Source organism: Alteribacter salitolerans, assembly GCF_016901055.1.
Lineage (GTDB): Bacteria > Bacillota > Bacilli > Bacillales > Salisediminibacteriaceae > Alteribacter > Alteribacter keqinensis.
In genome coordinates this window covers 88,881-104,839 of sequence record NZ_JAFEUX010000003.1, presented here as the reverse complement: position 1 = coordinate 104,839, position 15,959 = coordinate 88,881, and the positions used below count along the sequence as shown (strand labels likewise).

Annotated in this window: 14 protein-coding genes; 11 read left to right on the top strand and 3 right to left on the bottom strand. The window is 47.1% G+C overall.

Features of this window, described 5'->3' with window-relative positions; genetic code table 11:
* The first annotated feature begins 401 nt into the window (after positions 1-401).
* The 10 genes from ilvE to JSY36_RS06685 all read left to right on the top strand — a co-directional run bounded on the left by ilvE (position 402) and on the right by JSY36_RS06685 (position 12,309).
* Complete coding sequence (ilvE, locus tag JSY36_RS06730; protein ID WP_122899863.1) at positions 402-1,313, top strand: branched-chain-amino-acid transaminase; 912 nt, start codon at positions 402-404, stop codon at positions 1,311-1,313.
* A gap of 423 nt (positions 1,314-1,736) precedes the next feature.
* Positions 1,737-3,458, top strand: coding sequence for an acetolactate synthase large subunit (ilvB, locus tag JSY36_RS06725; protein WP_122899865.1), 1,722 nt, complete (start codon positions 1,737-1,739; stop codon positions 3,456-3,458).
* Entirely contained in the window at positions 3,455-3,979 is a 525-nt protein-coding gene (gene ilvN / locus JSY36_RS06720) for an acetolactate synthase small subunit (RefSeq protein WP_122899867.1), read from the top strand. Before ilvB ends, ilvN begins: the two co-directional genes overlap by 4 nt.
* Positions 3,980-4,120: 141 nt before the next feature.
* Positions 4,121-5,161, top strand: coding sequence for a ketol-acid reductoisomerase (ilvC, locus tag JSY36_RS06715; protein WP_205165805.1), 1,041 nt, complete (start codon positions 4,121-4,123; stop codon positions 5,159-5,161).
* Positions 5,148-6,692, top strand: a complete 1,545-nt coding sequence (locus JSY36_RS06710; protein ID WP_205165804.1) for a 2-isopropylmalate synthase — start codon at positions 5,148-5,150, stop codon at positions 6,690-6,692. The genes ilvC and JSY36_RS06710 overlap by 14 nt, the downstream gene beginning before the upstream one ends.
* A 15-nt stretch (positions 6,693-6,707) precedes the next feature.
* Positions 6,708-7,814, top strand: coding sequence for a 3-isopropylmalate dehydrogenase (gene leuB / locus JSY36_RS06705; protein WP_205165803.1), 1,107 nt, complete (start codon positions 6,708-6,710; stop codon positions 7,812-7,814).
* 386 nt (positions 7,815-8,200) lie between these two features.
* Positions 8,201-9,622, top strand: coding sequence for a 3-isopropylmalate dehydratase large subunit (leuC, locus tag JSY36_RS06700; protein WP_122899875.1), 1,422 nt, complete (start codon positions 8,201-8,203; stop codon positions 9,620-9,622).
* A 14-nt stretch (positions 9,623-9,636) separates the two neighbouring features.
* Positions 9,637-10,218 carry a 3-isopropylmalate dehydratase small subunit gene (leuD, locus tag JSY36_RS06695; RefSeq protein ID WP_205165802.1) on the top strand — a complete coding sequence of 194 codons (582 nt, stop codon included), beginning with the start codon at positions 9,637-9,639 and terminating at the stop codon, positions 10,216-10,218.
* A 52-nt stretch (positions 10,219-10,270) separates the two neighbouring features.
* Complete coding sequence (ilvA, locus tag JSY36_RS06690) at positions 10,271-11,215, top strand: threonine ammonia-lyase (protein ID WP_205165801.1); 945 nt, start codon at positions 10,271-10,273, stop codon at positions 11,213-11,215.
* Positions 11,216-11,841: 626 nt separating this feature from the next.
* Positions 11,842-12,309 carry a hypothetical protein gene (locus JSY36_RS06685; protein ID WP_205165800.1) on the top strand — a complete coding sequence of 156 codons (468 nt, stop codon included), beginning with the start codon at positions 11,842-11,844 and terminating at the stop codon, positions 12,307-12,309.
* Between the two features lie 154 nt (positions 12,310-12,463).
* On the opposite strand, the gene JSY36_RS06680 is transcribed toward JSY36_RS06685, so the two are convergent.
* Positions 12,464-13,042 carry a DsbA family oxidoreductase gene (locus JSY36_RS06680; protein WP_205165799.1) on the bottom strand — a complete coding sequence of 193 codons (579 nt, stop codon included), beginning with the start codon at positions 13,040-13,042 and terminating at the stop codon, positions 12,464-12,466.
* 215 nt (positions 13,043-13,257) lie between these two features.
* Between JSY36_RS06680 and JSY36_RS06675 the strand changes: the two genes are divergently transcribed.
* On the top strand, positions 13,258-14,364 hold the full coding sequence (locus JSY36_RS06675) for a metallophosphoesterase (protein ID WP_205165798.1): 1,107 nt from the start codon (positions 13,258-13,260) through the stop codon (positions 14,362-14,364).
* A 59-nt stretch (positions 14,365-14,423) separates the two neighbouring features.
* Here the strand turns inward: JSY36_RS06675 and JSY36_RS06670 are convergent, their stop codons facing one another.
* Positions 14,424-15,083, bottom strand: coding sequence for a phosphatase PAP2 family protein (locus JSY36_RS06670; RefSeq protein ID WP_205165797.1), 660 nt, complete (start codon positions 15,081-15,083; stop codon positions 14,424-14,426).
* Positions 15,084-15,168: 85 nt separating this feature from the next.
* Complete coding sequence (locus tag JSY36_RS06665; RefSeq protein WP_205165796.1) at positions 15,169-15,846, bottom strand: hypothetical protein; 678 nt, start codon at positions 15,844-15,846, stop codon at positions 15,169-15,171.
* Positions 15,847-15,959 lie beyond the last annotated feature (113 nt).

Below are 15,959 nucleotides of genomic sequence, written 5' to 3'. Positions count from 1 at the left end.
GTAACCTCCTTTTTTAATCCATCCCTCATAAATAATTCCATCTGCAAACCACTGAGCCACCGCTCATGTAAGCGCTTCGAAAAAATTTACATTGTGAAATAGAAAACTTTCCAAGTCACTTGCCTCAAGGGTTACAGGAGGATTCTAAATTTTATTATTTAAAATTGTCTGATTTATTTAAAAAAACCTGTTGACCTGAGTTTTTTATGGTTGTAAGATTATCGTCAACATCACAAACAAGATAAACGTTCCGACAGGTACTGGCGGGCATTATCCAACGGTTTATTGATGAACGGCCTTTTTGAACTTCAAACAAATGAAGATCATGCAAGGTTCTTTCTTTTATTCCAGATTTCAACAAATTAAAGCGTTTAATCATTAAAGGAAAGGAGTGGTTATGTATGAGTAATACTCAATGGATTTATCTGAGTGGCGAATTTGTCAAAAAAGAAGATGCCGTTGTATCGGTTTACGATCACGGATTTCTTTACGGAGACGGGGTGTTCGAAGGGATTCGCGTTTACAGCGGTAACGTCTTTAAACTCGACGAACACATCCACAGGCTATATGATTCCGCTCAGTCCATCATGTTAAATGTTCCATACACAAAGGAGGAGATGGAACAGATTATTGTCGAGACTGTGCGAAGAAATAAATTAGAGAGTGCTTATATCCGCGTGGTTGTTTCCCGCGGTGCCGGAAACCTCGGACTGGATCCTGCATTTTGCTCACAGCCACGGGTTATCGTCATAGCTGAAGAGCTGGCCCTCTTTCCTATGGAACTGTATCAAAAAGGACTCAGGGTCGGCAGTGTTGCCAGCCGCCGGAACAGACCGGACGTTTTGAGTCCCCAGGTTAAATCACTTAACTATTTAAATAATATCCTCGTAAAACTCGAAGCCAACCAGGCAGGGGTTGACGAGGCGTTAATGTTAAATGATCAGGGATATGTAACCGAAGGCTCTGCCGATAATATCTTCATCATAAAAAACGGCACCATCTATACACCTCCTGTCTATTTGGGAGCGCTTGAAGGTATTACACGGAACGCCATTATCGATCTGGCACGTGAAAAAGGTTACGAGCTGAAGGAATCACCGTTTACAAGACACGATGTCTATGTGGCCGATGAAGTCTTCCTGACGGGTACAGCTGTTGAAGTTATCGCTGTTGTAGAAGTTGACGGCCGTAAGATTCAGGATGGTAAGCCGGGTAAAGTTACGAACCACTTACTGTCTGAGTTCCGAAAACTCGTCACTCAGGACGGCGTGAAATGTTACGACCAAGAAGAAAAACAATCACATGTAAGCTAAGAAAAGCGGCATTTGAAAAATCAATAGCGTTAAAAACGTTGAAGGGAATAAAGAAGCAGATACGTTGCATTTACAGAGAGCCGGGGTTGCTGGAAGCCCGGAAATGCTACCTGCTTCGACATCGTCCCTGAGTGTTAAGCTGAACCCTTTGGCAGTAGGCTTAATCAGGTAGCATCAAAACTACCTGTTATCAAAAAGGAACTGGTAAGAAGATTCGCCAGCTCTTTGAGGCAGTATTTGCGAAAATGCTGCAAATCCGGGTGGTACCGTGAAAAGGAAGTCCTTTTCTCCCCGTTAAACCGCATACGTGTGGTTTAGCGCGAGAGGAAGGGACTTTTTCAGTTTTAAACTCGAAAGTTTCGTTCCACGGGAACGTTGCACAAATAATTACCTGATAATTCTGATTACAGGAGGGATAGAAACGTGAATTTAGATGCAAAGGCAGGCCGTGAAGCGGTTGTTCAGACGAAAACCGGAGCAGACCTTCTCATCCAGACATTGGTTGAGGAAAAGGTGGACACGATTTTTGGATACCCGGGAGGTGCGGTATTACCGATTTATGATGCCATTTACAGAGCCGAGGATGAGTTCTCCCATATCCTCACGCGGCACGAACAAGGTGCTATTCATGCAGCTGAAGGGTACGCAAGAGTATCCGGAAAGCCGGGCGTTGTGATTGCCACATCAGGACCTGGCGCTACCAACTTAATCACCGGAATTGCAGATGCCATGATGGACTCCCTCCCTCTCGTCGTCTTCACCGGTCAGGTTGCCAGAACAGTTGTTGGAACGGACGCTTTTCAGGAAGCGGACGTGATGGGAATTACAACTCCGATCACAAAACAGAACTACCAGGTTCAAGATGTTCGGGATCTGCCAAGAATCGTGAAAGAGGCGTTTCACATAGCCAGTACCGGCAGACCGGGACCTGTTGTAGTGGATGTGCCTAAAGATATCAGCGCAAACATGTGTGATGACCATTATGATGCATCTTTTTACCTTCCCGGCTACCAGCCGACAATAAAGCCGAATCCGCTGCAGGTTAAAAAACTGGCTGACGCCCTTGCACAATCAAAAAAGCCAGTCATATTAGCCGGTGCAGGTGTCATACACGGAAAAGCTTCACAGGAACTGAGAGCTTTTGCAGAGCACCATTCCCTTCCTGTGACAACTACCCTTCTCGGGCTCGGGTGCTTCCCGGGGAAAAGTCCACTGTCACTTGGGATGGCGGGAATGCACGGAACCTATACAGCAAACATGGCCCTGTATGAATGTGATCTTCTTATCAATGTAGGTGCCAGGTTTGACGACAGATTAACAGGAAACCTTAAGCATTTTGCTCCGAATGCCACGGTCGCTCATATCGACATTGACCCGGCTGAAATCGGTAAAAACGTCACCACTCATATTCCGATTGTTTCGGATGCAAAAGAAGCACTGGCTGAACTGAACCGTCAGGCAGCAAAACATCCGAATCATACAGAGTGGATGGAAAAACTGAACAACAACAAAAAAAGCTATCCTCTATGGTACAACAAACCGGACCAGGAAATGTGTCCCCAGTGGCTGATGGAAAAGGTTCACGAGATGACAAACGGCGAAGCGATTGTTACTACGGACGTTGGACAGCATCAGATGTGGGCAGCTCAATATTATTCCTTTAATGAGCCAAACCGGTGGGTAACATCAGGAGGCCTTGGCACAATGGGCTTCGGCTTCCCTGCCGCAATCGGCGCCCAGCTTGCGAAACCGGACCGGACAGTCGTTGCCATTGTCGGTGACGGCGGCTTTCAGATGACGATGCAGGAGCTGAGCGTGCTTCAGGAGCGGGGGCTTCCGGTTAAGGTCATCATCGTTAACAACGAAGCACTCGGCATGGTACGGCAATGGCAGGAAGCCTTCTATGATAAACGCTACTCAGAATCCCTGCTTGGATGCCAGCCTGATTTTGTAAAACTGGCCGAAAGCTATTACCTGAAAGCAATGAAAGTCGACAGCCAGAAAGAGCTCGTTCAAGTACTCCCTGAAGTGTTTGCTTACGACGGGCCGGTCGTTCTAGACGCCAGAGTACTCCAGGCTGAGAACGTCTACCCGATGATCGCACCAGGCAAAGGCCTCCACGAAATGATAGGGGTGAGACCATGAAACGAATTATTACTGCACTCGTCCAGGATCGAAGTGGCGTTCTTAACCGTCTCACAGGACTGATGCAGCGAAGACAGTTCAATATCGAAAGCATATCTGTCGGCAAAACAGAAACAGAAGGAATCTCCAAAATGACCTTTGTCGTTGAAATTGCCGACTCCCAGAAGCTTGAACAGCTTACAAAACAGCTTCACAAGCAAATTGACGTGTTGAAAGTATCTGATATAACAGATAAAGCGATCGTGGCTCGGGAACTTGCCCTTATTAAAGTGGTAAGTAACGGACATCTCATAAACGAGATGAAAGGGATTATTGAACCGTTCAGAGCATCCATTATCGATGTCAGTAAAGACAGCCTTTCCATCCAGGTGACAGGAAAGCCGGATAAGATCGAGGCACTGATTGACCTCCTCCGCCCTTACGGAATCAAGGAGATTGCAAGAACCGGAATGACCGCCTTCCTCCGGGGCCAGCAGCCCCAGGTGGCAGAACTCAACTCCTACTCTGCAATGATGAAATAAAAGAGATTAAAAGAGATGATTTCGTCTGGATGTTGGAGTTGAAACGATGAATCAACATTCATATTTAACAGAGCAAAAAAAGCTGAGCAGAGATTAGAAGAGACCAAACCAAACAACCCAAATTCGAAAGGATGACCAATCATGGCAAAAGTACTTTATCATAACGACATTCAAGAGGAAGTTTTAAAAGGAAAGAAAGTAGCAGTAATCGGATACGGATCACAGGGCCACGCCCACGCACTGAACTTAAAAGAATCCGGATTTGACGTCGTTGTAGGACTAAGAAAAGGAAAGTCATGGGACAAAGCAAAAGAAGACGGCGTTCAGGTGGCAACAGTAGCCGAAGCGACAGCACAGGCGGAGGTTGTAATGGTCCTTCTCCCTGACGAGCACCAGCCGAAAGTTTACGAGGAAAGCATCAAGCCAAACCTGGACGAAGGAAACGCTCTTGTTTTTGCACACGGATTTAACGTTCACTTTAACCAAGTCGTGCCTCCATCCAACGTTGACGTATTTCTTGTTGCACCAAAAGGACCGGGGCACCTCGTACGCCGCACGTACTCAGAAGGAGCCGGGGTACCTGCCCTTTACGGAATCGAGCAGGATTACACAGGTCAGGCAAAAGAACTGGCACTTGCCTACGCTAAAGGAATCGGAGCCGGGCGTGCAGGAGTTCTTGAGACCTCCTTCCAGGAAGAAACAGAAACAGACCTCTTCGGAGAGCAGGCTGTTTTATGCGGCGGACTGACAAGCCTTGTAAAAGCAGGGTTTGAAACGTTAACCGAAGCTGGATACCAGCCGGAAGTCGCTTACTTTGAATGTTTACACGAACTCAAACTTATCGTTGATCTCATGTACGAAGGCGGGCTTGAAGGCATGCGCTACTCCATCTCTGATACAGCTCAGTGGGGAGACTTCGTTTCAGGTCCACGCGTTGTAAATGCAGAAACGAAAGAACGAATGAAAGAAGTACTCTCTGATATCCAAAACGGTGAATTTGCGAAAGGCTGGATCCTTGAGAACCAGGTTAACCGTCCGCAGTTCAACGCAGTCAATAAACGGGAAAGCGAACATCAGATTGAAAAAGTCGGCCGCGAGCTTCGTGAATTGATGCCATTTGTCAAAGCGGCACAGCAGCCTAAAAAATCCAAGAAGGAAGTGGTCTCGAATGCCCCACGTTAACGTCTTTGATACCACCTTGCGCGATGGCGAACAGTCTCCGGGAGTCAATATCAACAAGCTCGAGAAGCTTGAAATTGCGAAACATCTGGAACGATTTGGGGTCGACATTATGGAGGCTGGGTTTCCCGCCTCCTCCCAAGGTGATTTTGAAGCGGTAAAAGCGGTAGCCGACACGGTTAAAAATGCTAGTGTAACAGGTCTTGCAAGAGCGAAAAAATCGGATATCGATACAGCGTGGGAAGCACTAAAAGGGGCAAGTGAGCCAAGGCTGCACATTTTCCTTGCGACCTCCCCTATCCACATGACCTACAAACTCAAGAAAACACCGGAGGAAGTAGCACAGCAGGCCGTTGAAATGGTCAAATACGCCAGAGAAAAGTTCCCTCACGTAGAATGGTCCGCCGAGGATGCTACCCGCTCCGACATGGACTTTCTCGTCAACATTATTGAAAGAGTGATTGATGCCGGAGCTACCGTCATTAACCTTCCAGATACTGTGGGCTACGCGACGCCGCAGGAATACGGCCGGTTGTTCAAGACGGTCCGGGAGCGGGTGCCAAACATCGATCGCGTCCAGCTCTCCGCACACTGTCATAACGACCTGGGGATGGCTGTAGCCAACACGATTGCTGCAGTGGAAAATGGCGCAACTCAGGTGGAAGGCACAATCAACGGCATCGGTGAACGGGCCGGCAACGCCGCACTGGAAGAACTGGCGGTAGCATTAAACATTAGAAAAGATCAATACCCTTATACAACAAACCTTGTTTTAAAAGAAATCAAGCGAACGAGCGATGTTGTTTCCAAACTTACTGGCATGGTCGTTCCAGGCAATAAGGCAGTTGTCGGCCGCAATGCCTTTGCTCACGAATCAGGCATTCACCAGGACGGGGTATTGAAAAATGCTTCTACCTATGAAATTATCACCCCTGCTCTTGTAGGTGTGGAGTCTAACAATCTCGTCCTCGGGAAACACTCCGGACGCCGTGCTTTTAAAGATAAAGTCGAGCAGCTCGGTTACGAACTGTCAGATGAGAAACTCAATGAAGCTTTTAAAACATTCAAGTCACTTACTGATCGGAAAAAGGAAGTCACAGCCGAGGATCTCGCAACGATTCTTACAGACATTCAGACAGCCGTGACGAATGTGAAGAAATACGAACTTCACGCTTTCCAGGTTCAGTACGGTTCTTCTAACCTGCCAACGGCAACCGTTGCTCTTCACACTCCGGAAGGTGAGCATGTTGAAACGGCCCGAACCGGTCAGGGAAGTGTTGAGTCCCTTTACAATACACTCGAGGCATTAATGGAAGAAAAAATTAACCTTACGGATTTTCAGCTCAACTCTGTTGGCAAAGGCCGGGATGCACTGGCTGATGTGTACGTGAAAATGTATGTTAACGGAGAAGATGTGAGCGGCCGCGGTACCGCCCAGGATGTTCTTGAAGCTTCAGCCAGAGCATTTCTGAACGCTGTTAACCGTTATCTGTTTAACAAATCACACGAGCCAAAAAAGGCAGCTCAACTATAAAAGGAGGAAACTGCAATGACAAAAAACATCGTACTTTTACCCGGTGACGGGATCGGGCAGGAAGTCATTCAAGCGGCAAAAGCTGTCCTGGATACTGTCAGTGAAGAATATGGTCATTCGTTTTCCTTTCAGACTGAATCAATTGGAGGCAGTGCCGTGGATGAACATGGTACTCCTCTCCCCGATCAGACTGTCGAAGCGTGCAAAAAAGCCGATGCTGTCCTTTTAGGAGCTGTGGGAGGTCCAAAGTGGGATGCGTACCCTTCCCACCTCCGTCCCGAAAAAGGCCTTCTCGGTATCCGGAAAGCACTTGGTCTTTTTGCCAACCTGCGGCCGGTTAAAGGGTTTGAAAAGCTCCTCCACGCTTCTCCATTAAAAGAAGAAGTCGTAAAAGACAGCGACCTGCTAATCGTTAGGGAATTGACCGGAGGCCTTTACTTCGGCACCCCGAGTGAAAGGCAGAATAACGGTCAATCCGTTGTAGATACGCTGTCCTATACCCGTCATGAAATTGAACGTATCGTTGATAAGGCGTTTGAAAGTGCACAGCTCCGCCGTAATCGGCTCACATCGGTTGATAAAGCAAACGTTCTTGAATCGAGTAAGCTGTGGCGTGAAGTGGTAGAAGAGAAAAAAGCCCAGTACCCGGATGTTGAGGTAGAACACCTTCTCGTTGATGCCGCAGCCATGAAGCTGATCACGAACCCTTCCCAGTTTGACGTTATCGTAACGGAAAACATGTTCGGGGACATTTTAAGTGATGAGGCCTCGGTTCTTACAGGATCTCTTGGAATGCTCCCTTCGGCAAGCGTCCGCGAAGACGGTGTAGGGCTTTATGAACCGGTGCACGGGTCAGCCCCTGATATTGCCGGTCAAGGGATTGCAAATCCCCTGGCAATGATTTTATCCACTGCTCTCATGCTCCGCCATTCATTCGGCCTCGATCATGAGGCACAGATCATTGAAAATGCCGTTAAAGAAGCTCTTGACCGCGGCTATCATACAGCTGACCTTCAAGTACATGGCGGTCAGAAGCTCAGAACAAAAGAAATGACCGAAAAAGTAGTCGAATATATCAAATCAGAAAGCACATCTAATTGCATCATGAGTTGCTACGCATAAGGAATTTTGGAGGGACCGGGTGTCACCCCCTCCCCCCCTCCCTTCTCATAACTAAAGGCTGTTTTCGAAGTTATAGGTCATTTTATTAAAAAAGGAAGAAGCCGAAGCATCCGAGACTCTTTCTCTTTCAGGTTTAGGCGTCAGAATGAGACCTCGAAGCAGGAAGGTAAACGTCCACTTGTTTAAAAAAGCGTTGATTGGAGCGATTGCGCGACACTCCTGCGGGAAAAGCGAGTATCGGGGAGACCCCGGAGACGCAAAGCCAAAGCGTCGAGGATCGAGCCGCCCGCGGAAAGGGAGCGCAAAGGAGCGGAAATCAACAACTGGCTGAAAAATATACACGAAAACACCTTTACGCAAAAGTCAAAAATCAAGGAGTTGATACAATGACCAGACCAAAAACCATTGTCGAGAAAATCTGGGAACAGCACCAGGTTCATCAGGAAGAAGGAAAGCCTGACCTTCTCTACATCGACCTTCACCTCATCCATGAAGTCACTTCTCCACAGGCGTTTGAGGGCCTCAGGATGAAAGGACGCACCGTACGCCGTCCCGACCGGACCTACGCTACGATGGACCATAACGTCCCTACCATTAATCAGCTCGTAGTGAATGATCCTGTTTCAAAAAAGCAAATGGAAACATTGAAGCACAATTGTGACGAGTTTGGTATCCGGCTTGCGGACATTACCCACCCTGACCAAGGGATCGTTCACGTAATCGGACCTGAGCTTGGCCTTACACAGCCGGGCATGACCATTGTGTGCGGTGACAGCCATACATCTACCCACGGAGCCTTTGGTGCCCTCGCATTCGGTATCGGTACCAGTGAAGTCGAGCACGTCCTGGCTACACAAACACTCTGGCAGGCCCCTCCAAAGACGCTGAACGTTAAAGTAAACGGAAAGCTTGGCACAGGGGTAACTGCAAAAGATCTTATCCTTGCCATTATCGGAAAATACGGTGTTCGTTTTGGCACCGGTTATGTGATTGAATACACAGGTGAAGCGATCCGGAACCTTACGATGGAAGAACGGATGACCGTCTGTAACATGAGTATTGAAGCAGGCGCCCGTGCCGGTTTAATCACTCCTGACGAAACGACATTTGAGTATTTGAAAGGCCGCCGTCATGTACCAAAGGATGAGGCTTTTGACGAAGCTGTAGAGAATTGGAAGACTCTTGCTACAGACGATGGAGCCAAGTACGATGCTACTGTAGAAATCGACGCAGAAAAAGTTGAGCCTCAGGTGACCTGGGGTACAAACCCCGGCATGTGTATACCGGTCAGTGCCAATGTTCCTGACCCTGAAGCTTGTGAAAAAAGCGGAGAAAAAGATGAGATCAGCCGTGCTCTTACGTACATGGGTCTTGAAGCAAATGAACCGATATCCTCTGTTACGGTGGACCACGTGTTTATCGGATCGTGTACAAACTCCAGGCTTGGTGACTTACGTAAAGCTGCCGGGGTCGTTAGAGGGAAAAAAGTGAAGCCATCTGTTACAGCACTTGTCGTACCTGGTTCAAAAAGCGTGAAAGCCGCAGCTGAAAAAGAAGGGCTCGACGTCATTTTTAAACAAGCAGGTTTTGAATGGCGGGAAGCAGGATGCAGTATGTGTCTCGCGATGAACGATGATGTCATCCCTCCTGGCGAGCGATGTGCCTCTACATCAAACCGAAACTTCGAGGGCAGACAGGGAAATGGGGCAAGAACCCACCTTGTAAGTCCGGAGATGGCCGCTGCTGCTGCCATTGAGGGACGCTTTGTAGATGTACGAACACTTACGAGCGAGCCCGTATCATCTTAAGGAGGTAACACACAATGGAACCGATTCGTATACACACAGGCGTTGTGACCCCTCTAAACCGGGCCAACGTAGATACAGACCAGATTATTCCAAAACAGTTTTTAAAACGAATTGAGCGTCAGGGCTTCGGCCAGTTTCTTTTTTATCACTGGCGTTTTGACGACGATGGTAATCCCCGGCAGGATTTTATATTAAATAACCCAAAGTATGATGGTTCAAGTATTTTGGCGGCCGGTGAAAATTTTGGCTGCGGCTCTTCCCGTGAGCATGCACCATGGGCGCTTGAGGACTATGGTTTTAAAGTAGTCATTGCCTCAAGCTTTGCCGATATCTTTTACAACAACTGTGTAAAGAACGGCATCTTACCGGTTCAGCTCACGGAAGACGAAGTCCAGGAGGTGTTAAAGAAAGCTGAAAATGATACGTGTTCCATTACTGTAGACCTTGGGAAGCAGATCGTTCGTGATGACGACGGCTTTGAAGCAGGCTTCTCCATCCCCGGCTATCATAAAGAAATGCTGTTAAATGGCTGGGACGATATCTCGATTACGTTAACACTTGAAGAAAAAATCACACAATTTGAACAAGGAGCGTGAAGACGTTGGGAATTGCTTAACAGGACAAAAGGTGATTGAGGCGCACAAGTACGTGAAAGAGAATGTACACCGTACGCCACTCACCACATCCAATACCATGAATAAAATGACCGGAAAAAACGTGTTCCTGAAGATGGAAAACCAGCAGAAAACAGGCGCATTTAAATTACGGGGAGCATGCTATAAACTCTCCCGCCTTACTGATGCAGAGTGCAGAAGAGGTGTGATTGCCGCGTCAGCCGGAAATCATGCCCAGGGCGTTGCTCTTGCCGCTGCGAAAAGAGGCGTTCAGGCAACGATCTTTATGCCGGAGAAAACCCCTAATGCCAAAGTTCTTGCTACACAAAATTACGGAGCAAAGACGGTTCTAACTGGTGAATCGTTTCAGGAAGCTTACGAAGCTGCTTGTAAAGAGCAGGCACGAACGAAAGCAACATTCGTTCACCCCTTTGATGATGCCGATGTTATGGCCGGCCAGGGAACGATTGCTCTTGAGATGCTGGAAGACCAGCCGGATCTTGATACCATCATCGTCCCGATCGGCGGCGGCGGTCTTATCTCTGGAATTGCGGTTGCTGCCAAACACATCAAGCCTGATATTCGTATTGTCGGTGTTCAGGCACGGGCCGCAAGCGCTGCCTACAATCATTTTCACAAGCAGGGACCAAAAATTTTAACGACGGTTTCAACAATTGCTGAAGGAATCGCTGTTAAAAAAACGGGTGCTAATACGCTCCCGGTCATTCATGAGTATGTGGATGATATCGTCACTGTGTCAGAAAACGATCTTGCAACTGCCATGATGTATATGCTTGAGAGAAAGAAAACCCTCGTAGAGGGAGCGGGAGCTGCAGCAATTGCTGCCCTTCTCGTTCACGGGGCGAAACTTTCATCCCAACATTGTGGTGTCGTCGTGAGCGGCGGCAATGTGGATCTTGCAAAATTACCAGCTATACAAGCATTGGCGAGGGACAATTTTTTGTCCTGTCTCGCCTGATGCCCGCTCAACTCAATCCGTCACTGTAAAAGTGGCGGATTTTTTTTTGCCGTAAAAACCGGATATTTATTTAAATGATTCTTTCGCAGGGACATCTTCCATTCACTGTTTTTGCATAGTTCACTTCAATCATTGTACAGAAAATGAAGATGAAGCCTATGTGCCTTCGCTTTCCGTGGCGGTGCCGGCAAGCCTGGAGAAATCACCATGCTTCTTCCTCTTCCGGTTACGCTTCGCAGCTATCTGCGTCGAAGCAACTCGAAGCTCATTCGAGATGTAAATGCTCGTCACTGCCACAGGAGTCTCAGGCACTTCGGCTTCATTACCTTTATCAGTAAAAGCAGCAATCTTTACGAAAACAGACACCCATGCTAATTATTCACAACATGGTGTATGAAAATAGGCATGCGGTCTTTTTGGTAAGGTTATCCTTATCCTCTGGTTATCAACGAAGCTTAGAACATCGATAAGAGGTTTAGAATGCCCCAAAATTGTCTTTTCAGGGTATCCAAAGTAAAGAGCATGCAGGAAGTTTCTCTACTACTGCAGCACTCATTTTCGAAGCAGGAATTTCCATCGTTTTATGGAATCTGTATAAAAACTACTGAAATTCCGGAGGTATTTATATGAAAGACCAGACGCTGTCCGTCCACGACTGGCATAAAAAGCAAGCCGTACACAACTTTAATGCCACTTGGGACCTGATTGAAAAGAACGAGCGGACAACGGCAGATGATTTACTGATGATCCATACCGCACACGCTTCCCGCTTTCACTGGGGTGAGATTGGAACTCCTGTTGAGTTTGCCCGGGGAGAATGGCAGATTTCAAGGGTTTACGCTCTGACGGGAATGGCAGAAAGTGCCGTCTATCACGCTAAGCACTGTCTTGAGATCTGTACAGACAATCAGATTGGAGGTTTTGATCTGGCCTTTGCCTATGAAGCGCTGGCACGGGCATATTATGCTTGCAATAATCGCAGGAAATGTAACTATTACTTTGAAAAAGCAAAGGAAGCGGCAGATCACATCGAAAAAATGGAGGACCGGGACTATTTCCTTTCAGAGCTCGATTCAGTCAACAGCCAGGACTAAAAATAGTGGTGCGGCGGACCAGCTCCTGCCGTGTCACTTTTTTTGCTTTTTATGCGATTACCACTCCACCCCCTCCCCCCTCCCTCTTTACTCTTTTCATTTTTTTCGACTCATTTAAAAAAAGCTGCCTGCTTAAAAACAGACAGCTTCAGGTTCATATATTGCAGGAACCGTCATCACAGTTGGTATTATTTTTCTGATTCAGCACCGTAAGAGGCTTTTGTTCCTGGTCAGAGCGCACCTCGCCGGCATACGCATCTCCTTTGAGTATGCGGGACGCTTCTTGTTTATCCAGACCTGCGTCTTCAGCCAGACTCTCAAGGGTTTCGTGATCGCCGATGTTCTTTCCCTCAGTGAAAAAGGCGTGCATAATCTTCTCCATCAGGGCGTCCACTTTCCCTTCCTGTTTCGCATAGTGGCTGAGGCGGTGGGCATCTGCGGTGTTGGTCGGAACCATAGCGTCGAAGTCGTAGTCCAGACCCACCTCTTTTGCCTGAGCAGCTACGTTATTCGTTGTCTGACGTGCTTGTTCAAGACTCATCTGGTATTTTGCTGATAAAATGTCGTGCATTGTTTTACCTGAATTTTTCTCGGCATTCGGATCGAGCTGGAAGCTCTTGAATGCCAGAGTAACGTCTTGTTTATGTTCAAAGCGGTCAAGAGCCTGCTCAAACCGACGCTTGCCGATATAGCAGAACGGGCAGACAATGTCCGACCATACATCAACGTTCATGATAATTCCTCCAATCCATTTGTATAGCAGTATTATCTCCCATGGTCAGCTGAACCTCAACTGAATTGAATTTAAGAAACGGAGAAACTGCCCCTCCCTCTTTTTCCTTCTATGTTATATTCCGATTAACCAAGGACGTTTTTAAGACGTTAAAATAGCAGATCAGGTTCAATGGTGATACGATTATCTAGCCGGAGAACAAAGGATGAATGCCGATGAATGGAAAAGCCATTTTGAATTTTGGAATCTTCTTACTTATCTATAATGTACTTACATTTTATATTGGCTGGAACGGCTGGATATGGCTGAACACAGCATTCGGCTTTGAACACGTATGGCTTTACACAGCTGCAACAGCTCTGCTCGCCTATGCGTACCTCATCGGCCGGGTGAACCTTACGTTTTTTAAAGTGGTGGGGGCTTACTGGGTTGGATTGTTTCAGTACGGACTGCTTTTATTTCCTTTTGCGAATCTTGTTGTCATCGCCCTTCTTATTGGAGGGGTGGACGAGGATGCAGCTGTTTTATATACAGGGCTGGTTACCTTGACCGCCTTAGCTGGCATCTTTCTGACAGGGACATTTAATGCCTACAGCCCTGTAAAACAGACGTATTCCGTCTCTTTACCGAAACGTACCGGCTCTCTTACATCACTGAAGATTGGTATGGCTTCAGATATGCATTTTGGCACCCTGTCAGGTAAGACCCATTTACGCAGGCTTATAAATGAACTCAACAAGATGGAGGCAGATGTGATTGTCCTGCCTGGAGACATTATTGATGACTCCCCGGATGTGTTTCAGAAAAAGAACATGGGACCTTTGATGAAAGAGCTGAAAGCCACCTATGGTGTTTACGGGATTCTTGGCAATCATGAGTATTACGGGCGTAAAGTTACTGAGATTTTAAATGAACTCGGCCGGTCTGGTGTGACGATGCTGACCGATGAAGTTACTGAGGTTGCCGGCAGTTTTTACCTTATTGGCCGGCGGGATAGGACGGAAAAAAACCGGAAGCCTGTAGAAGAGCTGATCGGGGGATTGGATTTGTCCAAGCCAGTGATTCTTCTGGATCATCAGCCGTTTGAGCTGGAACGTGCTGAAAAAGCCGGAGCAGACCTCATGCTTTCCGGCCACACCCACCGGGGGCAGATGTATCCGAACAACTGGATCACCCGCCGGATGTACGAGGTGGACTGGGGTTATCTGAAAAAAGATACACTTCACACGATTGTCTCAAGCGGGTTCGGCTTCTGGGGACCCCCTCTCCGCCTTGGAAGCCGCTCAGAGGTTGTGGAGATTGTAGTCACGTTTAAGGATTAAAACGAGCATACGGCTTCCGAAGCTGTCTGAAAGGTTCCAACACCTTTTGGACAGCTTTTTCATACACCTGCCGTACTTCCTTTCGTTATTCGTTTCCAAATAAAGACCGAGATCATAATCCAAAGAGCGCCGGCTAAAAAACCGGCAATAATGTCAGTAAAGTAATGAACACCTAAATATATTCGTGAAAGTCCGATAAGAAGGATTAACGTCACTGCAACAGAAATGACCGTTGCTTTTGCTCCTTTCTCCTGTAAATGAATGACGACAAAGTAAGCAAGGAGTCCATATGTAATGGTTGCTCCCATCGCATGCCCACTGGGAAAGCTGAACCCCTGTTCAATGACAAGAGGATTAAAATCCGGTCTGTCTCTTTGAAACAACCATTTTAATAAAGAATTTAATCCTCCGCCAAGAGCGACTGCCCCCGCATAAAAAAGAGCCGTTATCCAACGCTTGTAATACAAAAATACAACAGCCGCCAATGCAACAACGCCCGTTAATGCAGGAATACCGCCTAAAAAGGTAACAGCTAAAACGACTGTCGTGAACGTTTCATTGTGAAGACTCTGCACCATACTTATAATTAAATAATCGAGCCCTCTGAAATATTCTGCTGTTCCAGACCTGACAGGGCCGCTAAACAGCAGGATAAAGGGTATAAGAAGGGTAATGGAAATGAGTAATCGTTTCTGGTTTCCGATACGGATATCGCCCATCTTCTGCACCTCCTCTTCTTTTTTTACCCCAAAAAGGTAAAAAAGAACCGAACCCACAGGCCCGGTTCCTTCAAGAGGTCTCTTTTTATTCCCAGTTCCCCATCTCAATTTCATCGGAAGTAATCATTATTTCAAACGTTATGACTTTTTCCTGATCCTTGGCCCATTCAAAAAAGCGGTCGCGGTTTGGCAGGTGTGAGTACAAGGACATGTTCCCTTCCACCACACCGTAACCGTATATAACCGGTTCTCCTTCATTCACAGGTGCGGAGTAATTTGAATTCCACACCTGAAAGCTGCCTTCCTCTCTCAGGTCAAGTGAACTTTTCAGGGAGTACGTTCCCGTCTCGTGTTTCCCATGCATGACGGTACTCCAGAGTAAACCTTCATCCTCTCCTTCCACCTTCAGTCCTCCTGCAGCAAGGCTGAGTTCGCTCGATTCAAAAGGAAACTGCTCATCAAAACTCCAGGACGCAATCAAATGATGAGCCACTCTTTCTCCGTATTCATAGATATTGACAGCTGAATAAATGTAGCCGACTTCTTCAGGAGACGTTATGTTCACACGTGCAGTAAACGTTGTATCAAAAGCCAGGTCAAACATGACTTCGTCTGTTTCCCCATACTCTGTCAGATAGCCGATGTCCCCTGCTTCCTGACCAAAAGCATCCTGCCCGTGAGAACCTAGAAGGAACGAAAAGAGCACGCCTCCTCCGATACATAAAACAAAAACCAACGCAGCTACCAATTTTACGTTTTTCACAATAGGTCCCCTCTTCATTTAAATTTGCTCTACTGCCAATTATAAGGGGAAAATCCTCTTTTATGAAATAATTAGAATTTTATTGTAAAAAGCCTCCATGCTGTATCCTAACG